The sequence below is a fragment of the Hymenobacter sp. BRD67 genome (assembly GCF_013256425.1).
Classification (GTDB): domain Bacteria; phylum Bacteroidota; class Bacteroidia; order Cytophagales; family Hymenobacteraceae; genus Hymenobacter.
Genome location: NZ_CP053904.1, coordinates 1,207,407 through 1,221,529, shown reverse-complemented (window position 1 = coordinate 1,221,529; position 14,123 = coordinate 1,207,407). Strand labels below are relative to the sequence as shown.

15 protein-coding genes are annotated in these 14,123 nt (G+C 58.5%); 3 read left to right on the top strand and 12 right to left on the bottom strand.

Annotated elements, in window-relative coordinates; genetic code table 11:
• Nucleotides 1–180: 180 nt before the first annotated feature.
• The 3 genes from GKZ67_RS23080 to GKZ67_RS05630 form a co-directional block, all read right to left on the bottom strand.
• Nucleotides 181–984, bottom strand: coding sequence for an alpha/beta hydrolase (locus GKZ67_RS23080; protein WP_173241501.1), 804 nt, complete (start codon nt 982–984; stop codon nt 181–183).
• Nucleotides 985–1,078: 94 nt separating this feature from the next.
• Nucleotides 1,079–3,709: a valine--tRNA ligase gene (locus GKZ67_RS05635; RefSeq protein WP_173241500.1), complete on the bottom strand. Its 2,631-nt coding sequence runs from the start codon at nt 3,707–3,709 to the stop codon at nt 1,079–1,081.
• Nucleotides 3,710–3,778: 69 nt separating this feature from the next.
• Nucleotides 3,779–4,378, bottom strand: coding sequence for a DUF6707 family protein (locus GKZ67_RS05630; RefSeq protein WP_173241499.1), 600 nt, complete (start codon nt 4,376–4,378; stop codon nt 3,779–3,781).
• An 83-nt stretch (nt 4,379–4,461) separates the two neighbouring features.
• Here GKZ67_RS05630 and aat point away from each other — a divergent pair, with 83 nt between their 5' ends.
• Nucleotides 4,462–5,115 (top strand): leucyl/phenylalanyl-tRNA--protein transferase, encoded by a 654-nt coding sequence (gene aat / locus GKZ67_RS05625; protein ID WP_173241498.1) that lies wholly within the window; start codon nt 4,462–4,464, stop codon nt 5,113–5,115.
• A 20-nt stretch (nt 5,116–5,135) separates the two neighbouring features.
• On the opposite strand, the gene GKZ67_RS05620 is transcribed toward aat, so the two are convergent.
• Both GKZ67_RS05620 and GKZ67_RS05615 read right to left on the bottom strand, forming a co-directional pair.
• Complete coding sequence (locus tag GKZ67_RS05620) at nt 5,136–5,630, bottom strand: DUF1648 domain-containing protein (protein WP_173241497.1); 495 nt, start codon at nt 5,628–5,630, stop codon at nt 5,136–5,138.
• Between the two features lie 151 nt (nt 5,631–5,781).
• A complete protein-coding gene (locus GKZ67_RS05615) occupies nt 5,782–6,132 on the bottom strand; it encodes a 4Fe-4S binding protein (RefSeq protein WP_151088204.1) in 351 nt (116 codons plus the stop codon).
• A 226-nt stretch (nt 6,133–6,358) separates the two neighbouring features.
• Here GKZ67_RS05615 and GKZ67_RS05610 point away from each other — a divergent pair, with 226 nt between their 5' ends.
• Together GKZ67_RS05610 and GKZ67_RS05605 are read left to right on the top strand one after the other, a co-directional pair.
• Nucleotides 6,359–7,375 (top strand): acyl-CoA reductase, encoded by a 1,017-nt coding sequence (locus GKZ67_RS05610; RefSeq protein WP_317172248.1) that lies wholly within the window; start codon nt 6,359–6,361, stop codon nt 7,373–7,375.
• A gap of 93 nt (nt 7,376–7,468) precedes the next feature.
• Nucleotides 7,469–7,774 (top strand): hypothetical protein, encoded by a 306-nt coding sequence (locus GKZ67_RS05605; protein ID WP_173241496.1) that lies wholly within the window; start codon nt 7,469–7,471, stop codon nt 7,772–7,774.
• 149 nt (nt 7,775–7,923) lie between these two features.
• On the opposite strand, the gene GKZ67_RS24415 is transcribed toward GKZ67_RS05605, so the two are convergent.
• From GKZ67_RS24415 to GKZ67_RS05575, 7 genes are all read right to left on the bottom strand, one after another.
• Nucleotides 7,924–8,277: a hypothetical protein gene (locus GKZ67_RS24415; protein ID WP_317172247.1), complete on the bottom strand. Its 354-nt coding sequence runs from the start codon at nt 8,275–8,277 to the stop codon at nt 7,924–7,926.
• A complete protein-coding gene (locus GKZ67_RS05600) occupies nt 8,211–8,792 on the bottom strand; it encodes a hypothetical protein (protein ID WP_317172246.1) in 582 nt (193 codons plus the stop codon). The genes GKZ67_RS24415 and GKZ67_RS05600 overlap by 67 nt, the downstream gene beginning before the upstream one ends.
• 15 nt (nt 8,793–8,807) lie before the next feature.
• The gene (locus GKZ67_RS05595) at nt 8,808–9,836 is read right to left on the bottom strand and encodes a rhodanese-related sulfurtransferase (RefSeq protein ID WP_173241495.1); all 1,029 of its coding nucleotides are present in this window, start codon (nt 9,834–9,836) and stop codon (nt 8,808–8,810) included.
• 94 nt (nt 9,837–9,930) lie between these two features.
• The gene (locus GKZ67_RS05590; RefSeq protein WP_173241494.1) at nt 9,931–10,563 is read right to left on the bottom strand and encodes a DapH/DapD/GlmU-related protein; all 633 of its coding nucleotides are present in this window, start codon (nt 10,561–10,563) and stop codon (nt 9,931–9,933) included.
• An 80-nt stretch (nt 10,564–10,643) separates the two neighbouring features.
• The gene (locus tag GKZ67_RS05585; protein WP_173241493.1) at nt 10,644–11,939 is read right to left on the bottom strand and encodes a hypothetical protein; all 1,296 of its coding nucleotides are present in this window, start codon (nt 11,937–11,939) and stop codon (nt 10,644–10,646) included.
• On the bottom strand, nt 11,936–13,249 hold the full coding sequence (locus GKZ67_RS05580) for a DUF2851 family protein (RefSeq protein WP_173241492.1): 1,314 nt from the start codon (nt 13,247–13,249) through the stop codon (nt 11,936–11,938). The genes GKZ67_RS05585 and GKZ67_RS05580 overlap by 4 nt, the downstream gene beginning before the upstream one ends.
• A gap of 145 nt (nt 13,250–13,394) precedes the next feature.
• Nucleotides 13,395–14,039: a LolA family protein gene (locus tag GKZ67_RS05575; RefSeq protein ID WP_173241491.1), complete on the bottom strand. Its 645-nt coding sequence runs from the start codon at nt 14,037–14,039 to the stop codon at nt 13,395–13,397.
• Nucleotides 14,040–14,123: the final 84 nt, after the last annotated feature.

Genomic DNA, 14,123 nt, shown 5'->3' with positions numbered 1-14,123 from the left:
CATGGACAAGAACATAATTAACTACCTCAAAGAAACGGCTAGAAATTTGATTTTGGTTGATTAAAGTGTTAAAATGCTTATCACGGTAAGTGGGTAAAGTCAACTTACCAGCCCGGCCATCTTGCATAGAATTAAGCTACCAAAGCCACCTATGGCTACCGCACGGCGGACGGCCTGGCGCTACAGCAGGCGGCGAATTGCTTGTCGGTAATTGAATTTATCCGTTAGACCATTGTGCCCGGCTGCGGGTATGATAAGCAACTGCGAGCCAGTAGCGCAAAGAGCCTTCAGCCGCAGGGAAGAGGCATACGGAATAACCTGGTCGCGGTCGCCGTGCACCAGCATCAGCGGGCACTTGAGCCGCGTTACGAACTCATTGGTAGGCAGCGGATAGCGTAGCAGCAAGTTTGGCAGCAACGGCCAAACTGGAATGGTGTGCGCCGCCATATCGGTCATGCTGTAATAAGGTGCATGGAGGAGGAGCAACTTGGGCTGATGCCGGGTTGCCAGCCAAGCGGCCGGGCCGGTGCCCAACGAATAGCCGGCAATCACGACCGTATTTTCGGCATAGCGGCTAGCAACTTGCTGGTAGGCAGCCTCTACATCATTTAGCAATTGGGCCTGGCTCGTAATCGTACCCTGGCTTTTGCCATAGCCACGGTAATCCAGCATAAATACGTCATAGCCAAGCTGCTGATAAACCGGAGCCAGCCGGCCCCAATCAGCCAGCGAGCCTGCATTGCCATGCAGGAAGAAAACTAGCCCTTTCGCCGCATCTGCCTTAAACAGCAGTCCGTTTAAAGGAATGCCATCGGCGGATATTATAGTATATTCTATATATTTACCAGGAAAACCAAACTTATAAGCAGCAGGTAGCCGCTGCGGATAAAAGAGGAGTGTTTCCTGCTTAACGTACAGCCAGGCGCACCCTAACACGTAGAGTATCAGCAACACTCCTGTGCCCCTCAGCAAAAAAAACTTCATCCGCAACGTAGTAACGTCCTTCCTTAAATTGACCGACCAGCCTGTCCGGCGTGCATAATGTCCTGAGCACGCCGGGCAAGCTGGTACGGCGTTGTTACAGCGCTTTCAGTGCCTGCTCCAGGGTCGCAATTTTGGCTTCGGCATCGGCCAGCTTCTGGCGCTCGCGCTCCAGCACGTCGGGCTTGGCATTGGCCACGAACTTCTCGTTGCTCAGCTTCTTAGACACCGAGTCGCGGAAGCCGGTGGCGTAGCCCAGCTCTTTTTCTAGGCGGGCGCGCTCGGCTACGGCATCTACCTGCATGTCGAGCGGCACAAAAAACTCGCTGCTGCCCTGCACGAAGCTGACCGCCCCGGCCGGCGCTTCCTGGGCAAACGATAAGTCGCTGAGGTTGGCCAGCTTGCGCACTAGCGGCTCGTAGGCCAGGATAGCGGCCTGGTCGTCGGTTTTCACCGCCAGTGTCAATTGCTTTACCGGACCAAGGTTTTTCTGGTTGCGCACGTTGCGCACCCCGGCCACGATGGCCAGCGCCTTGTCCATCCCGGCCAGGGTATCGGCGCTGTCGGCGGGGGCGGTCACTTTGGGCCAGTGAGCCACGGTTACGTAGTCTTTGGGGCCGCGCTCGGCCAGCTCGTGCCACAGCTCTTCGGTGATGAAGGGCATGAACGGGTGCAGCAGCTTGAGCAGCGTTTCGAGGAAGCCTACGGTGGCACGCAGCGTTTCGGCATCAATCGGGTGCTGGTAGGCCGGCTTCACCATTTCGAGGTAGAGCGCGCAGAAGTCATCCCACACCAGTTTATACACAGTCAGCAGCGCGTCGCTCATCCGAAACTTGTCGAAGTGCTCGTCGAGCACCGCTACGGCTTCGGCCAGCCTAGCCTCAAACCAACTCACTGCCTGCGCATTAGCAAAGGGCAGCGTGTTATCCACTTCCCAACCTTTCACTAAGCGGAAGGCGTTCCAGAGCTTGTTGTTGAAGTTGCGTCCCTGGTCAATCAGCTTCTGGTCGTAGAACAAGTCATTGCCGGCGGGCGACGAGAACAGCATCCCGGTCCGTACCGCGTCGGCCCCGAAATCACGGATGAGGTCAAGCGGGTCGGGCGAGTTGCCGAGCTGCTTGCTCATTTTCCTGCCCTGCGCATCGCGCACAATACCAGTGAGGTACACGTTTTTGAAAGGCACCTCCCTGCGGTATTCCAAGCCGGCCATAATCATGCGCGCTACCCAGAAGAACAGGATTTCGGGGGCCGTTACGAGGTCGTTGGTCGGGTAGAAGTAGTTGATGTCGGCGTTGTCGGGGTCGTCGAAGCCATCGAACACCGAAATTGGCCAGAGCCACGACGAAAACCAGGTATCGAGCACGTCCTCGTCCTGGCGCAGGTCGCTGGCTTGCAGGTCGTTGTTGCCGGTTTGCTCACGGGCCAGCTGCACGGCTTCGGCTTCATGCTGGGCTACTACAAACGAGCCATCGGGCAGGTAATAGGCCGGAATGCGCTGGCCCCACCACAGTTGGCGCGAGATGCACCAGTCGCGCACGTTCTCCATCCACACCCGGTACATGTTCTTGAACTTAGGCGGGTGCAGCTTGATGGTGTCATTTTCCACCACTTCGAGCGCGGGCTTGGCAAGGTGCTCCATTTTCAGGAACCACTGCAAGCTCAGCTTGGGCTCAATTACGGCCCCGGTGCGCTCCGAGGTCTGCACGATGCTGGCGTACTCCTCGACTTTATCGAGCAGGCCGGCTTCCTGCAAATCCTTCACGATGTTGCGGCGGGCCGCAAACCGGTCCTGGCCCACGTACAACTCGGCCTTTTCGTTCAGCGTGCCGTTATCGTTCAGAATATCAATAACCGGCAGGTTGTGTTTCAGGCCCAACTCGTAGTCATTCAGGTCGTGGGCCGGCGTCACTTTCAGGGCGCCCGTACCGAAGTCCACCGTCACGTACTCATCCTGAATAACCGGAATTTCGCGGCCCAGCAGCGGGATGCGCACGCGCTGCCCGGCCAGGTCGTGGTAGCGCGGGTCGGTGGGGTTCACGGCCACGGCCACGTCGGCCATGATAGTTTCGGGACGCGAGGTAGCCACCGTGAGGAAGCGGCCGGGCTGGCCCACCACTTCGTAGCGCAGGTGGTACATCCTGGCCTGGGTATCCTTAGCAATCACTTCCTCGTCGGAGATAGCGGTGCCGCCCAGCGGGTCCCAGTTCACCATGCGCACGCCCCGGTATATTAGACCTTTCCTATATAAGTCCACGAACACGCGCAGCACGGCCTCGGTCAGCTTGGGCTCCATCGTGAAGCGCGTGCGGCTCCAGTCGCAGGAGGCGCCGAGCTGCTTCAGCTGCTCCAGAATGATGCCGCCGTATTTCTCCTTCCAGGCCCAGGCGTGGGTCAGGAAATCTTCGCGGCTCAGGTCTTTCTTGTTGATTCCCTGCTCCTTGAGCATGGCCACTACCTTGGCCTCGGTAGCGATGCTGGCGTGGTCGGTGCCGGGCACCCAGCAGGCTTCTTTGCCCTGCATCCGGGCGCGGCGCACCAGTACGTCCTGGATGGTATTGTTGAGCATGTGGCCCATATGCAGCACGCCCGTCACGTTGGGCGGCGGAATAACCACGGTGTAGGGCTGCTTGCGGGGGTTGGGTTTGGCTTGGAAAAAGCCCTGCTCCTGCCAGCGCTGGTACCATTTGGCTTCAACGTCGGCGGGCGAGTAAGTTTTGGCGAGGGACATTAGGTCGGGGGTCTGCTACTAGGTGGCAAAAGTACGGCAGCCTAGTAGCTGTTAGTCATGACAGCTGAATTAAGCACTTCGCAGCTTGACCAAATTAAATACAACTTGTTGTTCGAGGTCAGATACTGGCAATACGTCGGAACCGCCTAGTGCTTCAATGAATAAAAGTGCTCCTAGCTGTAGCATACGCCAAGTTCTCTCTCCCGTCTTATCACCTCTTTGCTGTGAGTTTGTAATTTCAGTATCGTACAATAGGCTACCCGTTAAGCGATGCTCTAAGGTTGCTATCTTCTGCAATCGCTCAGTTTCGCTACCAGTTTGGTCAGTATCCCGAATGATATCAGCACATGCCTGTGCTTTCACCGCCTGACCAGCATCCACACGAAGTTTCCACTCTAAAGCTAATGTTAGCTCAACCCATGTCCAGAGGTTGTAGTTGTTCTTAAATGTTATATCATTGAGAAGCTCACACACCTGGAGGCTTAAAGCTGGCTGCTCATGCACATATAAAAGGTAAGCTAAATTTTTTGCCCGTTCTAAAGGGTCAGAGGCAGTGGACTTGAAATTTTTAGCTAGACTTGTTGCTAAACGGGCAATTTTTGGTTGGCCAGACATTTGGGAAGCAACTGCTGCAAATACTGCTCTCTTGGCTTCGATTGGTACTTCCATAAAGAAAAGACTGGTTTTAATTACCGCAAATTAGCGTGTAGGATTCCACTGGCTTATTGCGGATTCGCGCTACGATTAATCTGATGCCCCTCTCCTTCCCCTCACCCACCGCCGCGCGCGACGACCTCGACGGCCTGCTGCTGCTCGGCGGTCAGCCCACCGTCGAAAACCTGGTGGCGGCCTACAGCCAAGGGGTTTTTCCGTGGCCGGTGCCGGGGTGGCCGCTGGCCTGGTTTTGCCCGCCGCGCCGGGGCATTTTGCGGCTGGCTAGCCTGCACGTGGGCCGCAGCCTGGCGCGGGCGCAGCGGCAGTCGCTGTGGCGCATCAGCTTCGACGAAGCCTTTGGGCAGGTCATGCGGGCGTGCCAGGCCCAGCCGCGCCCCGGCCAGGATGGCACCTGGATAACGCCGCAGCTGGTGCGCGGCTATGAAGCGCTTCACGCCGCCGGCCACGCCCACAGCGTGGAGGTATGGGAGGGCGACGAGCTGGTGGGCGGCCTATACGGCGTAGCCGTGCAAGGCGTATTTGCGGGCGAAAGCATGTTTCACCACCGGCCCAATGCCTCGAAGTTGGCGGTGCTAGCGCTAGCCGGGCAGCTGCGAATGCGCGGGGCCAGCTTCGTTGATATTCAGCAGCTGACGCCGCACATGGCGGCACTGGGCGCGGAGGAAGTGTCGCGGGACGAATTTTTGCAAATGCTGTCAGCGGAGCAATCGGCCACCCGCCATCTGTTTTAAACAAGGGTGCCAGGCAGTTACTATTTCGTCTTAAACGATTTCACTAAGAAAACCAGTAGCGGAATAAAAATAATACCTAGTATTACTGGCAGAAACCAAGTGCCAAGGCCATCCGCTTGTTTACATGCAGTTTGAATTGTTCTAAATGTAATTATTCCAAAAATAACGACGATACCACCTTTCAAATACCGAATTAGTCTGGTCGCATTAGTATATTGCTGAGCTGCTTTTTCCTTTGTTATAGCAACTGGATAATTGAAGACATTGGGCGATTTATTTAATATCGTTAATGCGCTAAATAGCACCGTCGCTAGCAACGGCAACACCACAATGGAGCTTTTATCGCCAAGCATGTTTACGTTGCCGGCTCCATTGTAATGGATGGGTACCGACGCCGGTAGCTTGTTGTAATTGGCTAGCAGCAGTATCCAAATTGCGGCCACCGCCAGATAGCCGAGCGCCTCTATTACTTTGTCGGATACGGATAGCTCTAGCTTAATTTTTGGCCGTTCCATAGGTGCTGCGCTTTGTATGTGCGGTATTTAAACCTCTTTTTCAACTAAGCGCCGGTTTTGTGGGGCCGATTACCAGACCTTTAACTGCGAGAAACCTTCGCTTACCAAACCAATAGTGGCCAGTAAGCGAAGGTAATCGATCGAGCTTAGGCTACGCCGCCTTGTGCAGCCACTGCTGCTTCTGGGTCAGGCGCTCGCGGCTTTCGCGGTGGTCGGGGTCGTCTACGCAGCAGTCGACGGGGCACACGGCGGCGCACTGCGGCTCCTCGTGGAAGCCCACGCACTCAGTGCACTTATCGGTCACGATGTAGTAGTACTCGTTGGATACCGGCTTTTGGGGGTCGGTACCGCCGGCCAGCTTGCCATCGATGGTCTGTACTTCTTTCAGGGTGGTGCCATCGGCCCAGCGCCACTGGGCGCCGCCCTCGTAGATGGCCGTATTGGGGCATTCCGGTTCGCAGGCACCACAGTTGATGCACTCGTCGGTTATCATGATGGCCATTGCCGTCGTCTCCTTATGCTAGTGAGTAATTTTGCTTGGTCAAAGCTGCCCGGCTGTACGTAAAAGTGCCGGGCCTGGCTGGTTTGAACCCTCAAAGGTACATTTTCAATGTGGCAAATAGGGAGAATGTGAAAATGCGGGAAATGGCAAATGAGCTAAATACCCCCTTTAGGCCGCTGGCTTTTTCTACATCTCCCACATTTTCACATTCTTCTCATTTTATTTAATGCTGAATCATTCTGCCCGCCTCGCTGCTTTCGCTGCTTTGGGCCGCCGCCTCGCTACTCTTTCCGAAGACGAAATACTGGGCCTGGCCGACCGCGCCCGCAACCAGAATGCCTGGTTCGACCTGCCCAACGTGCGCACCGCCATTGGTGGCGTGGCCCACCTACTCGAAGAGCCCCTACTTACGCGCTGGGCCGGCCGCTACCGCGCCGAGCCCACCACGCCGCGCAAAGTAGGTGTGGTGATGGCCGGCAACATTCCGCTGGTGGGCTTTCACGACCTGCTGTGTGTGCTGCTCAGCGGCCACACGCTGCTGGCCAAGCTCAGTAAGGATGATACCCTGCTCATGCTGTGGATTATCAAGGAGCTGACTGAGATTGAGCCTGCTTTTGCCGAGCGCATTCAGGTAGTGGAGCGGCTCAACGCGGCCGATGCCTTTATCGCTACCGGCTCGGACAATACGGCGCGCTACTTCGAGTTTTATTTCAAGAGCCGGCCGCACATTATCCGGCGCAACCGCACGAGCCTGGCCATCATCACGGGCCACGAAACGGCCGACGAGCTGGCCGCGCTGGGCCCCGATGTGGTGCAGTACTACGGCCTGGGCTGCCGCAACGTGAGCAAGCTCTACGTGCCCGAGGGCTACGACTTCGTGCCCCTGCTCGACGCCTGGCAGCCCTGGCACCAGGTGCTCAACCACCACAAGTACCAGAATAATTACGACTACAACAAGAGCATTATGCTCGTGAACGCCGTGCCGCATTTCGACAACGGCTTTTTGCTGCTCACCGAGAGTGCGGCGCTCGTGTCGCCCATCTCGGTGCTGCATTACAGCTACTACGCCCAGGAAATCGACCTGCTCGACCAGCTCACTGATGTGGCGGCCCAGACGCAGGCCCTCGTGTCGGCGGGCGGGCGATATCCGGGCTCGGTACCATTTGGCCAGGCGCAGTTTCCGGGCGTGGCCGACTACGCCGATGGCATCGACACGATGGAATTTTTAGCGGCCGAATTGTAAACCGAACCGGCTTAAACTTGGTACAATAACGACGCCGCTACCTGGGTAGCTAGGCCTTCCGCTCTATTATTCACCTCCCGCTAGTACTATCTTATGTTTGCCCCCAGCACCGACCAGCCCGTTGAAACCATTGAAAAAGAAACGATTCCAACCCTCCACTTTGCCGCTGAGGATGTCCTGACTGATAAGGCCGCGCGTGAGCGCCGCCGCGTCGATGCCGAACGCGCCTGCGTGCTGGGCAATGCCCACCACGGCAAGCTGGATATTTTCTTTCAAACCGCCGATGGCCAAACCAAGCGCGTCCAAACCGCCGTGTGGGGCGCTCACCCCGAGTACCTGAGCCTGAAAGCCGGCATCACGCTGCCGCTGCGGGCCGTGCTGGGATTCGATTTTTATTAAGTCTGGACCGCGGATTTATCGGATTCGTCGGACTACCCGGATTTTGTGGACGATTCTTATTTGTTTGCTTTAGCTGAAAAGGCCACCCAATTGGGTGGCCTTTCTTACGTCCACAAAATCCGGGTAATCCGATAAATCCGCGGTCTAGACTACACCAAAGCCAGCGTGCGGGCAATCATGCGGTCCATGATATCGCCGGCATTTTTGGCAAACTCACCGGTGGCGCGGTTGGCTACGATAGCGTTGAGGCTAAGCACCTCGTGGCCCAGCAGCTGGCCCAGGGCGTAGTAGCCGGCGGTTTCCATCTCGAAGTTGCTGAGACGGAAGTCACCCTCCGGGCTTTGGTGGCGGAAGCCCTGCAGGCGCGCCATGTAGTCGGGCTGGCGCAGGTCGAGGCGCAGGCGGCGGCCCTGCGGGCCATAAAAGCCGGGGCAGGTCACGGTGTTGCCGATGAGCATATCGCCGGCCAGCTGCTCGCGCAGCAGGTCGGAGCCGCGCACCACGTAGGGGCAAAGGGCAACGCCAGGGTTTGCTGCAAGTCTTTGGCTACCTGGGTTTCGAGGCCGGTTTCCATGAGCGGATAAAACTGCATCAGCGTATCGAGGCCCACGGCATGCTGCGTGGCCAGCATGGAACCCACCGGCACATCGGCCTGCAGGCTACCGCTTGTACCCAGCCGGATAATGCGCAGGCTCAGCCGCTCCTCCACGGGCCGCACCGTGCGGGAGAGAAAGTCGATATTGACGAGCGCATCGAGCTCATTCAGTACAATATCTATATTATCGGTACCCATGCCGGTGCTCAGCACCGTCAGGCGCTTGCCCCGGTAGTAGCCGACGTGGGTTACAAACTCGCGGTGCGTGCCCTCAAACTCGATGGAATCGAAGTGCCGGCTCACCTGCGCCACCCGCGCCGGGTCGCCCACGGTCAGAATGGTATCGGAAATATGGTCGGGCAGCAGATTGAGATGATAAATCGTGCCGTCAGGATTCAGAATAAGCTCGGACTCGGGAATCATGTTTTTAATTAAAAATTAAAAAAGAAGAATTAAAAATGAGCAAAAAAGCCACTGCAATTCGGGTAAAGAAACAGGCGCAATTTTTAATTTCTCATTTCTCATTTTTAATTTTAAAAGAGGCCAGCCCCTGCGCGGGGTGTAGTGGTTGCTGAGTTTGGGATACGTGCCGGTGCCATCGTAGGGGCGCTTGTCGGGGTGCTCGGCGCAGGCTTCGGAGCAGGCGCCGTCGAGGAGCGTACCGCAGCTTTCGCAAAGCGGCAGGTGGGCGTTGCAGTGCGGGTTGGCGCAGTTGATGAGCCGGGCCGAGGGCTGCTGGCAGTGGTGGCAGCGGGCGATAATGCTAGGGTTGACCCGGTTGACATCTACAGCCACGCGGTTATCAAACACGTAGCACTGGCCCTCAAAGTCCTCCCCGCCCGCCTCTATGCCGTATTTGATAATGCCGCCGTGCAGCTGGTACACGTTTTCAAAGCCCTGCTCGAGCAGAAAAGCGGTAGCTTTCTCACACTTCACGCCGCCGGTGCAGTAAGTCAGAATTTTTTTATCCTGAAACTCGCGCAGGCGCTCAACACGCTCGGGAAAGTCACGGAAGTTCTCCATATCCAGCGTCACGGCGTTTTTGAAGCGGCCGAGGTTGTACTCATAATCGGAGCGCACATCTACCACCACCACGTCGTCCTGGTCCTTCAGGGCTTTAAACTCCTGGGGGCTCAGGTGCTGGCCGGTTTTTTCGTAGGGCCGCACGTGGTGCAGGCTGCTGTGCACGATTTCGGGCTTCACCCGAACATGCAGCTTTTGGAATGTATGCCCGGCCGCCTCATCTAGCTTAAATTCCAGCGCGGCAAAGCGCGGGTCGGCTTTCACGGCAGCCATGTAGGCGGCGCAGCTTTCGCGCGTACCCGACACGGTGCCATTCAGCCCTTCGGCGGCCACAATGATGCGCCCGCGCAAATCCAGCGCCAGACACAGCCGATGATGCTCGTCGCGAAACTGCTCGGGGTCGGCGAGCGGGGTATAGCAATAATAAAGAAGGACCTGATACATATTTAGTTAGGAGTTAAATGTTAGGAGTCAGGAGTTAGCCGTTTTGAGAGGAGCTCTAATTTGAAAACTCCTAACTTTTAACTCCTACCCTTTCTCACACTTTCACCGCCGGGTTGCCGAATACCGTTTGGCCAGCGGGCACGTCGGCCACTACCACCGAGCCGGCGCCCACGCGGGCCTTGTCGCCCACTTTTACGCCGGCCACCAGCACGGCTCCCGCGCCCACAAACGCATTGCTGCCCACGCTGGCTCCTACCCCAATCTGGGCGCCGCTACCAAGCTGGGCATAGTCGCCCACGGCAGCGCTGCCTTCGACCACGGCGTTGGGGCCAATGAGCACGCCTTCACCGACCTTGGCAGTGGCCGCGATTACGGCATTGGGACCCACATAATTACCATGCCCCAGCTCGGCGTGTATCGACACGCTGGCCCGCTGATGGATGCTGTTTACGGGCACCACCTCATACTCATCGCGCAGCATCTTGGTGAGGCTGCGGCGGCTGGCCGCATCTTCGGTGGCAACGAACACTTCGCACTTTTTGCCCAGCAGCTTCAGCAGCTCGCCGTCGTCGGTGTTGCCCATTACGGGCACGTCGAGCAGTTCGGTGTTGTGCAGCTTGGGGTCATCATCGAGCAGACAGTAAACTACTACATCGTTTGACAAAAAAGCATCCAAAGCGGCCGTTCCCACGGCCTGAGCGCCGAGAATGATAACAGGGTTTTCCATAAGCAGGCAAAGGTACGACCGGGATAAAGTAAGCCGAAAGGATTGTACCGAAGTCGTTGCCGCGTGGGCCAGCCTGGGGCTCACTCTGCCAGGCCTGCTTTGCTCAGCAGAGCGCGGGCGTAGTCGTTTTGCAGCAGCAGCAGCAGCAGCCAGGGCAGCAGTACGGCCCGGTAGCGGTGCAGGGTGCCCAGGTTGGGAGTACTCAGGCCAATAAAGGCGGCCAGCAGCAGGCAGTACACCACCAGCACCACTACTAACGCAACCGGCAGCCGGCCGACCCGCCCATTCCAGCCGGCGGCAAAGGCGAGCAGCAGCAAGGCCACCAGCGCTACGTTTTCCAGGGCCGCCAGCAGGTACAGCGGCCGGGCCGATTCGCCGAGCCAGGGCCGCACCAGCACCTGCCCCACGGCCTGCGGCGCATGGCGCAACAGGCCCAGGGGCGTGGGCTGCCAATCGGCATATACAAGGTGCGGCCGGCCCTGCGAGGTTAGCACGCCGTGCTGATAGTTTTTATTTACTTCCAGGCTGAAATAGCTTGGCTCCAGGTAGCGGCCGCCCACCAGCATGGCCGTGCTGCCACCAGCGGCAATGAGTAGTAACACGGTGCCGGCCTGCGCCGGCCACCGGCCATTCAGCCAGCCGCGCCCGGTAGCCAGCTGCACCAGCGCCAAGGCCACCAGCCCGCCAAATAGCGGCAGGGCAAAGAAGTAGCGCATCCGGAACAGCACCCACGCAAGCAGCCCACCCAGTACCACGCTGCCGGCCAGCTGCCAGCCGGGCACCGGCCGGCGGCCATACACGCCTGCCAGCACCAGAGCGGCGAGGCCAGCGCTGGCACCGATGAGCACCGTTTCCTTGTTAATACCGGCCGACCACCACAGCACCGAAGGCCACAGCAGCCAGGCCACTAAGCCAGCTCCGCGGGGCGTAGTCGGAAATACCTGGCTCAACACCCGGACCAGCTCCCAGCAGGCTATATAGCAAAAAAAGCTTAAATACAGCGCATTAAGCCATAAGGCTCCGCCAGAGCCCAGATTCAGTAAGCCCAACAGCTTACTAAAGAAGAGCGTATTTGACATGCTGTGCGTGGTCATCACTTCTCCGTGCGCGTGCACGGTCAGGCTTTGCCAGCGCTCAAAGGCGGCTGCCGGGTTGGCCCAGAAATCCGTCGTCAGCCCTTGGGCCCAGTAGCTTACTCCGCGCGCATCAGGCCCCGGCCAGTAGCCGGCAATGGCCGTTAGCACTAGGCGCAGAGCCAAGGTAAGCAGCAGCCAGCGCCGGAGCACGGGTGTACCAGCACGGTACTCGCGCCGCAGCCACCAGCCGGCGAGGGCCAGCAGCAGCACGTTCAGGAGCAGCGCAGTAAGCAGCTTCATCGGTTGATAAGCGACTTAGCCCCGCCGCCAAGCAGCCGCCCGCCAATGGCGCAGTGCAGGCAGCGACGCGGCTGGCAATAGCCTTTATGCATAGCCAGCAGGCCCTGTGAATCAGCCGCGGTGCGGTGCTCAAAGCCGAGATTCTGGTAAAGGTCGGTGTATTGATTGTGCTCGACGGGCAGCTCACTCAGCAGGGCTACGCTGCTTTCGACCAGCGCAGGCTGGCCCACCTGGCGGGCGTAGGCCACCCGCAGGGGCACCACCACGTTGGTAATGAGCAGGGCAATGCTGCTTTTGCCCAGGCCCGGCACCTTGCCCGGCCGGCCGGGCCGAAAATGCGTCTGCCAGTAGGCCGGAGCGGGCGCACTCCCAAAAAATTCTGTGAGAGCGGCTACGCTGCCGGCCGTAAGCAGCGCATCGAACAAGGCCGGGCGGCGGTGCAGCAACCCCACCAGCTGCCCCAGCCGCACGGCCGGGAAGTTGGCGGGCCGCAATCTCAGATAATTCCACTCGTGGGCAGCCAACGCGCTGGGGCCCAAGCTATACTTATGACGCAGAAACTCGTGCTCCTGCCGCAAGTCGGCCAGGTAGTCGTCGCCGGCGGTTGCTTCGTCTCCCACTAAAAAGCCGGCCTGCCCGAATAGCAGCGCCTCCAGCTGCCGGGCATCGTGACGGTGCCGGCGCACTACGGGCAGCGGCACGGCCTTGGCCAGGCGAGCCAGCGGCTCGCTGTTTTTCTGGAAGCCAAAAGCCGCCATCAGGGCATGGTAGGCTGTGGCTTCCCAGTCGTGCTCCAGGTGCGCGTGCAGCTCGGCCAGCATATCGGCTTTTTGCTCTATTCTTTCCAGTAAAGCCCGCTCGGTCATCATAGTGCGCACTACTTGCGGCACCTGGGGCAGCAGCGGGGCGCAGGGCAGCGGGGCCGCAGCGGGGGCCTGTACCAGCGCTTCGTAGCGGCCCAGCAAGTCGGGAGCCAGGCGCGGAGCCAAGGCCAGCGCCGGAATGAGGCTGCCATTGGTGCGGTAGATGTCGGCGTCGGCGGTGTGCACTACGTGCAGTACCACCTGGTCGTACTTGGCATCGGTCTGGTGGCGGTGGCGCTGCCAGTCGGAGGCCCGCAGGTGAATCTCCACGGCGCCGTTCCACTCCACCTCGCCCAGGCGCAGGCGGGCATTCAGGAAATCAGGGCCGGCATCGGCGTTGCGCTGGCCGGGGCGCAGCACCTGGATTTCCTCTCCCGAAGTAGTGCGCAGGTCAGCTTTATCGAAGTACTGGTGCTGCCAGACGTAGTGCAGGAAATCTTCGCGCATAGCGGGCTAATCATAAAAACCGTCTGTCATTGCGAGCAGAGCGACGCAATCGCACCAGAACGAGCCGTTCGGGTTTGTTGTGGTGCGATTGCGTCGCAAGCTCGCAATGACAGACGGTTTTTCCCAGGCTATCCCAGTCCGGAACCTAGCGCAGGTCTACCACCTTCACGCCCTTGTGCGCATTCTTATCAAACGCAAACGTGGTTGCCGATACCGGCACGTTGGGCTTGAAATTCTTGAGGGTGAACGTGGTACGCGTCCCGTTTTTCTTAAACGTCTTCACGCTGTGGATGGCATGGTCGGCCGTGCCCACTACTATTTGCACCTTAAACACGTCGTTCTTCCGGTCTTCCGGCGACAGCTCAATAAGGTCGCTGGTGACACCGGCATCCTTCAAGGATTTTACATAGACATATTTATACCCTTTTTTGTACATATTGTACATTTGGGCCGGCGACATATCCTGGTTCGTGGGGTCCGATTCGGAGATATTCACCTCGTTCTCGTTTTTGAGATAAGTCCAGGTCGTTTTGCCGTCGTTGATGACCTCCTGGCCGCTGGCGGTGAGGTGGTATTTCTGGCCGCTCACGGTTACGTCGCCGGTCAGGTTTTGCTTGAGCTTGGCGGCGGGGTTTTCCAGGGTTTGGGTAAAGCTGGCCTGAAACGACTTGAGCGCCGTGTACTTGGCGCTCACGGCATCGAGAATCTTACCGGCTTTGGGGTCTTGCTGGGCAGCGGCGGGCAGCGCGAGCGAGGCGGCCAGCGCCAGCAGGGAGAAGTGCTTGGTCATAAAAGTAAAAAAAGCCCGGCCGTTTGGCGCCGGACAGAGCCTGATACGCAAAAGCGGGGCCAAAAGACTAACGTAGCGCGGACT

Excerpts from the sequence above, each read along its gene's own strand:
- GKZ67_RS05595 (WP_173241495.1), bottom strand. The coding sequence starts at position 9,836 with ATGTATCAGGTCCTTCTTTATTATTGCTATACCCCGCTCGCCGACCCC.
- GKZ67_RS05635 (WP_173241500.1), bottom strand. The coding sequence starts at position 3,709 with ATGTCCCTCGCCAAAACTTACTCGCCCGCCGACGTTGAAGCCAAATGG.
- GKZ67_RS05605 (WP_173241496.1), top strand. The coding sequence starts at position 7,469 with ATGTTTGCCCCCAGCACCGACCAGCCCGTTGAAACCATTGAAAAAGAA.
- GKZ67_RS05580 (WP_173241492.1), bottom strand. The coding sequence starts at position 13,249 with ATGCGCGAAGATTTCCTGCACTACGTCTGGCAGCACCAGTACTTCGAT.
- GKZ67_RS05600 (WP_317172246.1), bottom strand. The coding sequence starts at position 8,792 with ATGATTCCCGAGTCCGAGCTTATTCTGAATCCTGACGGCACGATTTAT.
- GKZ67_RS23080 (WP_173241501.1), bottom strand. The coding sequence starts at position 984 with ATGAAGTTTTTTTTGCTGAGGGGCACAGGAGTGTTGCTGATACTCTAC.
- GKZ67_RS05620 (WP_173241497.1), bottom strand. The coding sequence starts at position 5,630 with ATGGAACGGCCAAAAATTAAGCTAGAGCTATCCGTATCCGACAAAGTA.
- GKZ67_RS05575 (WP_173241491.1), bottom strand. The coding sequence starts at position 14,039 with ATGACCAAGCACTTCTCCCTGCTGGCGCTGGCCGCCTCGCTCGCGCTG.
- GKZ67_RS05610 (WP_317172248.1), top strand. The coding sequence starts at position 6,359 with ATGCTGAATCATTCTGCCCGCCTCGCTGCTTTCGCTGCTTTGGGCCGC.
- aat (WP_173241498.1), top strand. The coding sequence starts at position 4,462 with ATGCCCCTCTCCTTCCCCTCACCCACCGCCGCGCGCGACGACCTCGAC.
- GKZ67_RS05590 (WP_173241494.1), bottom strand. The coding sequence starts at position 10,563 with ATGGAAAACCCTGTTATCATTCTCGGCGCTCAGGCCGTGGGAACGGCC.
- GKZ67_RS05585 (WP_173241493.1), bottom strand. The coding sequence starts at position 11,939 with ATGAAGCTGCTTACTGCGCTGCTCCTGAACGTGCTGCTGCTGGCCCTC.
- GKZ67_RS05630 (WP_173241499.1), bottom strand. The coding sequence starts at position 4,378 with ATGGAAGTACCAATCGAAGCCAAGAGAGCAGTATTTGCAGCAGTTGCT.
- GKZ67_RS05615 (WP_151088204.1), bottom strand. The coding sequence starts at position 6,132 with ATGGCCATCATGATAACCGACGAGTGCATCAACTGTGGTGCCTGCGAA.